We start from the raw sequence: 7,775 nt of genomic DNA, 5'->3' as shown, positions 1-7,775 counted from the left end.
AACCCCATAGCCTGCCGCCAACCTGCCCCGGCCCCTCACGAGGGCGACGTCCTCTAGCGAACCAGCCGTTGCCGCCTGCATTGGCACACCCCTGCGCCAGGGCAGCGGCGCCCGCATTGCGCACTCGACTGCAGTGAACGAATCGCCCTCACTGCCGGCTCCACTATTTGCGAAGCGCGCAGCCGTCTCGAGCACAGCGCGGAGAAGGGAGGCTCCGGCGGCGCATGGCCTCTCTCGCACGACAACCCCGCAAGCAGGGCCGACACAAGACTGATCGCAAAAAATTGACAATCCGCAACAAAAAAGCGAGAGTATGCAAAAAGCATACAGTTTGTAGCAGGCTGTTTCAGCGTCGCAACAATACCGGATGGTGGCAATTGCCGCGGTGATCAGCCGTCAGTCCCAACCAGGAGGAGTTCAACGATCGTGCGTAATCAGTTTCGAGTCGCTGCACTGGCATTGGCCTGCAGCGCTGCGCTGCCCGCGGCTCACGCCACGAACGGATACATGTCACATGCCTACTCGCCTGCCGCAAAGGGCATGGCCGGAGCGGGCGCCACCGCGATGCCCCAGGACACCCTCGCGCTCGTCGCCAACCCGGCCGGTATCAACCAGGTCGGGCGCCGCGCCGATGTCGGATTAGCCTGGTTCAGCCCACGCCGCGAGTACGATGGACTGCGGCCTTCGGATGCCTTCTGCGAGACCGGCTGCGAGCAGGGCGCGTTCGCGCCGATCGGCAGCGGCGCGACCGGCACCGGGACAGTCAGCAGCAAGAATGATGACTTCCTGATCCCGAACTTCGGCTATGCGCACCCGCTTGACGACCGCAGCGCCATTGGTATCGCGCTGTTCGGCAACGGCGGCATGAATACCGACTACCGCAGCAGCGATACCTTCCTGGAATTCGGCACCTACGGAGGAAACAACCGGTTGGCCAACCCGCCGGCCTACCTGCCCCCCGACCCGCGCGCCGGGACGCAGATCCCGGGCACAAGCGCGCAGGGCGGCGGCAACGCCGGCGTCAACCTCGAGCAGCTCGGCCTCTCGCTCGCCTATTCACGCGAGGTCGTCGACGGGCTCAGCCTCGGAGTCGCCGCGTTGCTCGGCTACCAGACCATCGAGGTCAAGGGCGTCGGCGCCTTCCAGGGGTTCACCCAGACCTTCACCCAGAGCATGCTCGCGAGCCGGACGATGAGCGCGGTCTCGCCGGCCAACCTGAGCGATAACGGCAAGGACTCAGCCTGGGGCTACGGTTTCCAGATCGGCGGTCTCTGGGAGGTGAACCCGATGCTCTCGGTCGGCGCCTCGTATCGGACCAAGATGTACATGGGGAAATTCGACGACTACTCGGACCTGTTTGCCGAGGGCGGGGATTTCGATATCCCGGCGGTCGGCAACATCGGCATCGCAGTGCGTCCCAACGATCGCCTCGCCTTCGCGCTGGATGTCCAGCACATCTGGTATAGCGATATCCCGGCGATCGCGAACGACAACGACCTCGCGACGAAGTGCGACCTCAACGCGGCCTTTGGTCAGCCCAGCGCCCCTGGATCGACCTATGATTCGCGCTATTGCCTCGGCGGTTCGAAAGGTGCCGGCTTCGGTTGGGACGACATGACGGTGCTCAAGCTCGGTGTACAGTACGCGCTGAACGACGCCCTGACGCTGCGTGCCGGCTACAGCCACGCCAACAACCCGATCGACGGCAGCCAGGTCGCCTTCAACGCCCTGGCACCGGCCACGATCGAGGATCACTTCACGCTCGGCGCAAGCTACAGGGTCCGGGACAATTTTGAGCTGACCTTCTGGGGCATGTATGCGCCCGAGCACTCGGTCTCAGGCCCCGGCGCCTTCACCGGCAGCCAGGCCCCCGAGATCAAAATGCATCAATACGAGCTGGGTATGAATTTCGCCTGGCTCTACTGACCCGCTACGCTGCTCGAAGCATCAGCGGCGGGCGGCCCACAAGGGCGGCCCGTCGTTCGAGTTGCTGATGCGCGATAGGGAATATCCCGTCAGTACAGGGAACGGCCAGCCTCCGCGTCAAACGCCCGCGAAGCGCGCAAGGATTGCTAGGCAGTTGGCCGCCGTCCCAGCACGCGAGCCCATGAGAGCGGCTTGCACGCACAGCCAGCTAATCTGGATCAGACGGGCGGGCATGCAGCCGATTCATCACCCGCTGATAATCACCGCGCAACAGATCCGGCAGGCAGGCCTCGGTATCGTCGATCGCATCAATGATCGCATCGGCATCGGCGCGTGACGGACGGCTCAGCACATACCCAACCACCTGCTCCTTACTGCCAGGATGGCCGATACCAATGCGCACGCGCCAGAAATCCCGGCTTCCGAGGGCGGCAATGCTGTCGCGCAAGCCGTTGTGACCGGCATGGCCACCGCCAAGCTTGAGCTTGACGCCGCCAACCGGGAGATCGAGCTCATCGTAAGCAACAAGCACATGCTCCGGCTCGATCTCGAAGTACCGACAGACGGCAGCCAGCGCACGCCCGCTGTGGTTCATGAAGGTCGTGGGCTTGAGCAGCCGCAGGTCCCACCCATCAGGCTGGACGAGACGCCCGAGCAGACCGTGGAACTTCGCGTCGGGCCTGAGTTCGACGCCCGCCCGCTCGGCGATCCGGTCGACTAGCCAATAACCGGCATTGTGCCGGGTGCCAGCATACTGGGCACCCGGGTTACCGAGGCCGACGATCAGCTGAATACCCTGTTCGGACATCGCTTGCTCTGCGCCGGGCGCGGAGATCAATGGGCTCTCCGCGCCCAGCTCGCCTAGCGACTCGCGCCGTCAGCCGGCGCCACCCTCGGGGGCGGTATCGTCGGCCTCATCACCAGCGCCTTCCTCACTGGTCGAACTCTCAGCCTGCGGCGAGTAGATGCTGACGACAGGTGTCTCCGGATCGAGCGAGTGGGTCAGCTCGACCTTCTCGGGCAGTTGCAGCTCCGAGACATGAACGACGTCTCCCATATCCATCTGCGACATATCGACAGTCAGGTACTCGGGCAGATCGCCGGGCAGACAGGACACCTCGATCTCGGTCACGTTGTGCGAGACCTTGCCGCCCATCTTGACGCCCGGGCAGGTCTCCTCGTTGACGAAGTGGATCGGGATCGTCAAGCGCAGCTTATCGCCGCGGCTCACGCGCAGAAAATCGACGTGCAGCAGAAACGGCTTGGCCGGGTGGCGCTGAAGGTCCTTCAGCACCACCTTGGTGGTCTTGTCGTCGAGCTTCAGGTCCAGCAGGCTCGAGTAGAAGGCCTCGTATTCGAGCTGACGCTCGAGCTCGTTGTGCGGCACCGAGATCATCTCGGGCTCGCTGTTGCCGCCATAGACGATACCTGGCACCAGCCCTCGGCGACGCAGGCGGCGGCTCGCACCCTTCCCCGTGTCGCTCCGCGGCTGCGCCGGGACCTCGTAAACTTCACTCATGGCTGAGTCTCCGGATTGAATGACAATAGGGCGTCGGCATCCGCGACCAGATACCGGCGCCAGCAAGAAGGCTGTCTGGAATCCAACTCGGCGAGGCCGAGGCCTCGATGATCAGGCCTGCTCGACCTCGGGCTCCAGATCTCCGGACAGCCCTTAGGGGGAAACACAAGCCGCCAGCCTGCGTTTCCGAATTCATCGCTCATGATCGACTGCCCCCAACCAAAGTGCCCGCGCGGCACTCCAGGGTCCCGATTTCGAAGGCATCCGCAGCAGCACTGTGCTATGAGCGTTAGCGCCGAGCATCGGCGCCTCGTCCACAACGCGGCCCATCGATCCGTTCGCCAGCGCCGACCTGCGCCAGGCAACGTCTATGGAAGGCAACGACGCGGACACACCGGCAGGCAGGCCGGTCAGTCGACGAATAGGGAGCTGACCGATTCTTCGTTCGAGACCCTGCGCATCGTCTCGGCGAGCAGCTCTCCGATCCCGAGCTGCCTGATCTTCGGGCAATCCGCCGCCTCTTGCCGCAACGGGATCGTATTGGTGACCACCAGCTCGTCCAGCGCTGAGGCCGAGATATTCTCGACAGCGGGTCCGGAGAGGACCGGATGGGTGCAATACGCCTGCACCCGCGCCGCCCCGTTCTCTTTCAGCGCGGCCGCGGCCTGACAGAGCGTTCCGGCGGTGTCGACCAGATCATCGACCAGCACGCAAGAGCGACCGCGGACGTCGCCGATGATGTTCATGACCTTGGCCTCGTTCGCACGCGGACGGCGTTTGTCGATGATCGCCAGATCCGCGTCGTCGAGCCGCTTTGCCAACGCCCGCGCACGCACCACACCGCCGACGTCCGGCGAGACCACCATCAGCTTCGGCTGTTTCTGGCGCCAGATATCACCGAGCAGGATCGGCGACGCATAGACGTTGTCGACCGGGATATCGAAGAAGCCCTGGATCTGATCGGCATGCAGATCGACGGTCAGCACCCGGTCGGCACCGGCGGAGCCGATCATCTTCGCGACCAGGCGGGCCGTGATCGGGACCCGCGCCGAGCGCGGCCGCCGATCCTGGCGCGCATAGCCGAAATAGGGGATCACGGCAGTGATGCGCTTCGCCGAGGCCCAGCGCAGCGCGTCGATCATCACCAGCAGCTCGAGCAGGTTGTCGTTGGTCGGCGCGCAGGTCGGCTGGACGATGAAGATATCGCGCCCGCGCACGTTCTCTTGGATCTCGGTCATCACCTCGCCGTCGCTGAACTGACCGACGACGGCCTTACCCAGCGGCAGCCCGAGATGGGCAACGATCTCACTGGCGAGCGCCGGGTTGGCGTTCCCCGTGAACACCATCATGGCGCTGGCCTGAACGGATTGTCCTTTGGTCTCAAGCGGCACCGTCTTGGCCACGCGTTGCTGGGTTCGGGTCGGGTTGGATGGCCATGGGCTTGAATGGCTGGGGCGCCAGGATTCGAACCTGGGAATGCTGGGATCAAAACCCAGTGCCTTACCGCTTGGCGACGCCCCAGTGGACTAACCAGATGGACTAACCAGGTGGACTACACGATCGATCGAATTGGCTTGGCCAAATCAGTGCATGTCAATTGCTTAAGCCTCTGTAGGTGACACATCGGGCGGCTCCAGGCCGAAGAGCGGAGACCGGTTGCAGCCCTTGGCGACAAAGGCTGGGATCTCAGCCGGCACTCCGGCAAGTCCAGCCTCTGCCTCACGCAACGTCGAGAAGGCTGCGAACAGGCAGGCGCCGGTTCCAGTCAGTCTCGCCTGCGCCCGCCCGTTCAGCCAGTCGTAGGCCTCTTTGACGAGCGGATAGCGTGCTAGCACCGGGGCCAGGCAGTCATTCCCTGCATCACCGCGCAGAAAGTCGCCTAGTGTGATTGATGGCGAGTCCCTTGTCAATTCCGGATCGTTGAAGACCGCTGCAGTCGAGACATGAACAGGCGGCGCAAGCACCAGATACCAGGGCTGAGGTAACACGACCGGTGACAGCGCTTCGCCGACACCTTCGGCCCAAGCTGCCTCGCCGCGGACGAACACCGGCACATCGGCGCCGAGTCCGAGACCGATCTCAGCAAGACGGTCCGCCGACAGGGCGGTTCGCCAGACCGCGTTCAGTGCCTGCAGCGTCGTCGCCGCATCGGAGCTGCCGCCACCGAGGCCGCCCCCCATCGGAAGCTGCTTATCGACCCGGATCGTTGCGCCGAGATGAGTCCCAGACGCCGCTTTGAGCGCAAGCGCAGCCCGAACAACGAGGTCCTGCTCAGGCGGGATCGCATCCGGCCCCTGGACCCGTTCGATCCGTCCATCCTCACGCAGCTCGAAGTAGAGCCGATCACAGCGGTCGACGAACTGGAAGACGGTCTGCAGCCGGTGATAGCCGTCGGCGCGACGACCAAGCACCCGCAGCATCAGGTTCAGCTTCGCCGGGGCAAGCCAGGCCCCGTCCGCATCGGGCTGTGGTGTCAGCGGTACGCGCGACACCCTGTTCAGTTCTCGGTCTGCGAGAAACGGAACCGACTCAGCACCTGTTGCAGGTACTCGTGCTCGGGGTCCTCATTCAATGCATGCCCCCAGACCTCGCGCGCCTCGTCGCGTCGGCCCATCGACCAGAGCACCTCGCCAAGATGGGCGGCAATCTCGGCATCGAAGCCCTGCTCCAGCGCGCGCCGCAGATACTCCTCGGCCGCCTCGAGCCGGCCTTTCCGATAGAGCACCCAGCCCATGCTATCGAGGATTGCCGGATCGTCGGGACGCAATTGCAGCGCCCTTTCGATCAGGGCCAGCGCTGCATCAAAGCGGTCAGTGCGGTCGGCCAGTGTGTAGCCCAGCGCATTGAGCGCATCAACATGGTCAGGGTTGTCGACCAGGATGCGGCGCAGGTCCTGCTCCAGCAGCGAGACCTTGTCCATCCCGACCGCCATCATCGCCCGCGCGTAGAGCAGGTCCGCATTATCCGGGTACTTCGACAAGGCCGAACTGTAGACATCGAACGCCTGCTGCTCGAGCCCCTGCTCGCGTAGCAACTCCCCTTCGATCAGGTACAGCGTCGAGACCTGGTCCGGGTGCTGGTCACGCAGCTGCTGTAAGACCTCGCGGGCGCGCTCGACTGCACCCGCCTCCGCATACAGATTGGCGATCCGGACCTGGGCACTGACCCGATTCTGGCCGCCAACCTGCTCGTAGAGCGCCAGCGCGGCCTCATTGTTACCGGCCGACTCCTCGACCTGGCCGAGCAGGAAAGCGACGTCATCCGGCCGCTTCCCCATCCCCTGTAGTGTCTCCAGGTAGCCGCGCGCGGCCTCCAGATCCTCGATCTCGAGCGCCAGCACCGCAGCGGCGAACAGGATGTCCGGTCGCTGAGGATTGTCCTCGAGTAATTCCTCGAAGGTCGTCAAGGCCTGTTCGGACTCCCCTGCATCCATCTGCAGCTGAGCCTTGAGCAGTTTCAGCTCGCGCGTATCCTGGGCCTCGCCGATGTAGCGCTCGAGCGCGGCCCGCGCCTCGTCGCCGCGATCCTGGGTGACGAGTAAACGCACCAAGAAGACCTGCGGATCGGTCCAACCCGGGCGCAGGGCCGCCGCCCGTTCCGCCAGCTCAGTGGCCCGTTCGACCTGGCCCGCCGCCGCAGCGAGGGTAGCCAGAGCGAACTGCGCGTCAGGCTGATCCTCTGCGCCGGCGGCTGTGACCAGCTCGCGCATCACCGCCAGGCGTTGAGCGGGCATCGGCAGACGCCCGAGGATCTGGGCGGCCTGGAGATAACCCTGCTTCGGAGAGTCGGCCAAGTCGATCACGCGCAACAGCGAGCCGATCGCCGCCGTGCGCTGATCGGCCTCGAGTGCCAGGAACGCCGCGAGCTGATGGGCCTTCGACGAATCCGGATCGAGCGCGATCCAGAGCTCCAGCGCCTGCCGGGCTGCGGCGGAATCACCCGCGCGCAGGGCAGCCCGTACCGCGCGCTCGGCCAGCCCCGAATCCTGCGCCAGCCGAGCTGCACGCAGAAAATGGTCGAAGGCTGCGCCGTAGGCCTCGCGCTGCAGCGCCACCTCTGCAGCCAGGGTCGCATAGACGAGCTCAGCACTCAATTCAGAGGGCGGAGCCGCCGAGGGCTTGGCCGCCGTCGCGGCGTCGGACGACTCGGGCGTCGCCGCTGCAGCCGACCGCTCGGTGGCCCGCTGAGCAGACTGGGCAGCACTCGCGGTCAACAAGAGGATTAGGATGACCGAGAGGCGAAACAGGATTCGATTAGGCATAAAATGGCGTAAACAGATGGTTGATCGCGATCAGCCGATGAGTTCGTTCGATCGCAGTATACTCATCCA

The 7,775-nt window shown here is 64.6% G+C and carries 6 protein-coding genes and 1 tRNA gene; 1 reads left to right on the top strand and 6 read right to left on the bottom strand.

Annotated features, from left to right (window positions below):
• Positions 1-426: 426 nt before the first annotated feature.
• A complete protein-coding gene (locus CKO40_RS06930; protein ID WP_420827365.1) occupies positions 427-1,926 on the top strand; it encodes an OmpP1/FadL family transporter in 1,500 nt (499 codons plus the stop codon).
• 208 nt (positions 1,927-2,134) lie between these two features.
• Here CKO40_RS06930 and pth read toward each other — a convergent pair whose 3' ends face one another.
• From pth to CKO40_RS06900, 6 genes are all read right to left on the bottom strand, one after another.
• The gene (gene pth / locus CKO40_RS06925) at positions 2,135-2,734 is read right to left on the bottom strand and encodes an aminoacyl-tRNA hydrolase (protein ID WP_200345465.1); all 600 of its coding nucleotides are present in this window, start codon (positions 2,732-2,734) and stop codon (positions 2,135-2,137) included.
• A 69-nt stretch (positions 2,735-2,803) separates the two neighbouring features.
• Positions 2,804-3,445 (bottom strand): 50S ribosomal protein L25/general stress protein Ctc, encoded by a 642-nt coding sequence (locus tag CKO40_RS06920; protein ID WP_200345464.1) that lies wholly within the window; start codon positions 3,443-3,445, stop codon positions 2,804-2,806.
• Between the two features lie 410 nt (positions 3,446-3,855).
• Positions 3,856-4,794 (bottom strand): ribose-phosphate diphosphokinase, encoded by a 939-nt coding sequence (locus tag CKO40_RS06915; protein ID WP_200345463.1) that lies wholly within the window; start codon positions 4,792-4,794, stop codon positions 3,856-3,858.
• A gap of 97 nt (positions 4,795-4,891) precedes the next feature.
• Positions 4,892-4,966, bottom strand: a tRNA-Gln gene (locus tag CKO40_RS06910).
• Positions 4,967-5,046: 80 nt separating this feature from the next.
• Positions 5,047-5,937, bottom strand: coding sequence for a 4-(cytidine 5'-diphospho)-2-C-methyl-D-erythritol kinase (ispE, locus tag CKO40_RS06905; RefSeq protein WP_338074135.1), 891 nt, complete (start codon positions 5,935-5,937; stop codon positions 5,047-5,049).
• A 5-nt stretch (positions 5,938-5,942) separates the two neighbouring features.
• Positions 5,943-7,706: a tetratricopeptide repeat protein gene (locus CKO40_RS06900; protein ID WP_200345462.1), complete on the bottom strand. Its 1,764-nt coding sequence runs from the start codon at positions 7,704-7,706 to the stop codon at positions 5,943-5,945.
• Between the last annotated feature and the right edge of the window lie 69 nt (positions 7,707-7,775).

This window comes from Halochromatium glycolicum (assembly GCF_016584085.1).
Classification (GTDB): Bacteria; Pseudomonadota; Gammaproteobacteria; order Chromatiales; family Chromatiaceae; genus Lamprobacter; species Lamprobacter glycolicus.
The sequence above is the reverse complement of the archived record's forward strand: the minus strand, read 5'-3'. Positions and strand labels throughout refer to the sequence as shown.

What these genes read in the sequence shown, in the direction of transcription:
- pth (WP_200345465.1), bottom strand. Translation starts at nt 2,734, where the DNA reads ATGTCCGAACAGGGTATTCAGCTGATCGTCGGCCTCGGTAACCCGGGT.
- CKO40_RS06900 (WP_200345462.1), bottom strand. Translation starts at nt 7,706, where the DNA reads ATGCCTAATCGAATCCTGTTTCGCCTCTCGGTCATCCTAATCCTCTTG.
- CKO40_RS06920 (WP_200345464.1), bottom strand. Translation starts at nt 3,445, where the DNA reads ATGAGTGAAGTTTACGAGGTCCCGGCGCAGCCGCGGAGCGACACGGGG.
- CKO40_RS06915 (WP_200345463.1), bottom strand. Translation starts at nt 4,794, where the DNA reads ATGATGGTGTTCACGGGGAACGCCAACCCGGCGCTCGCCAGTGAGATC.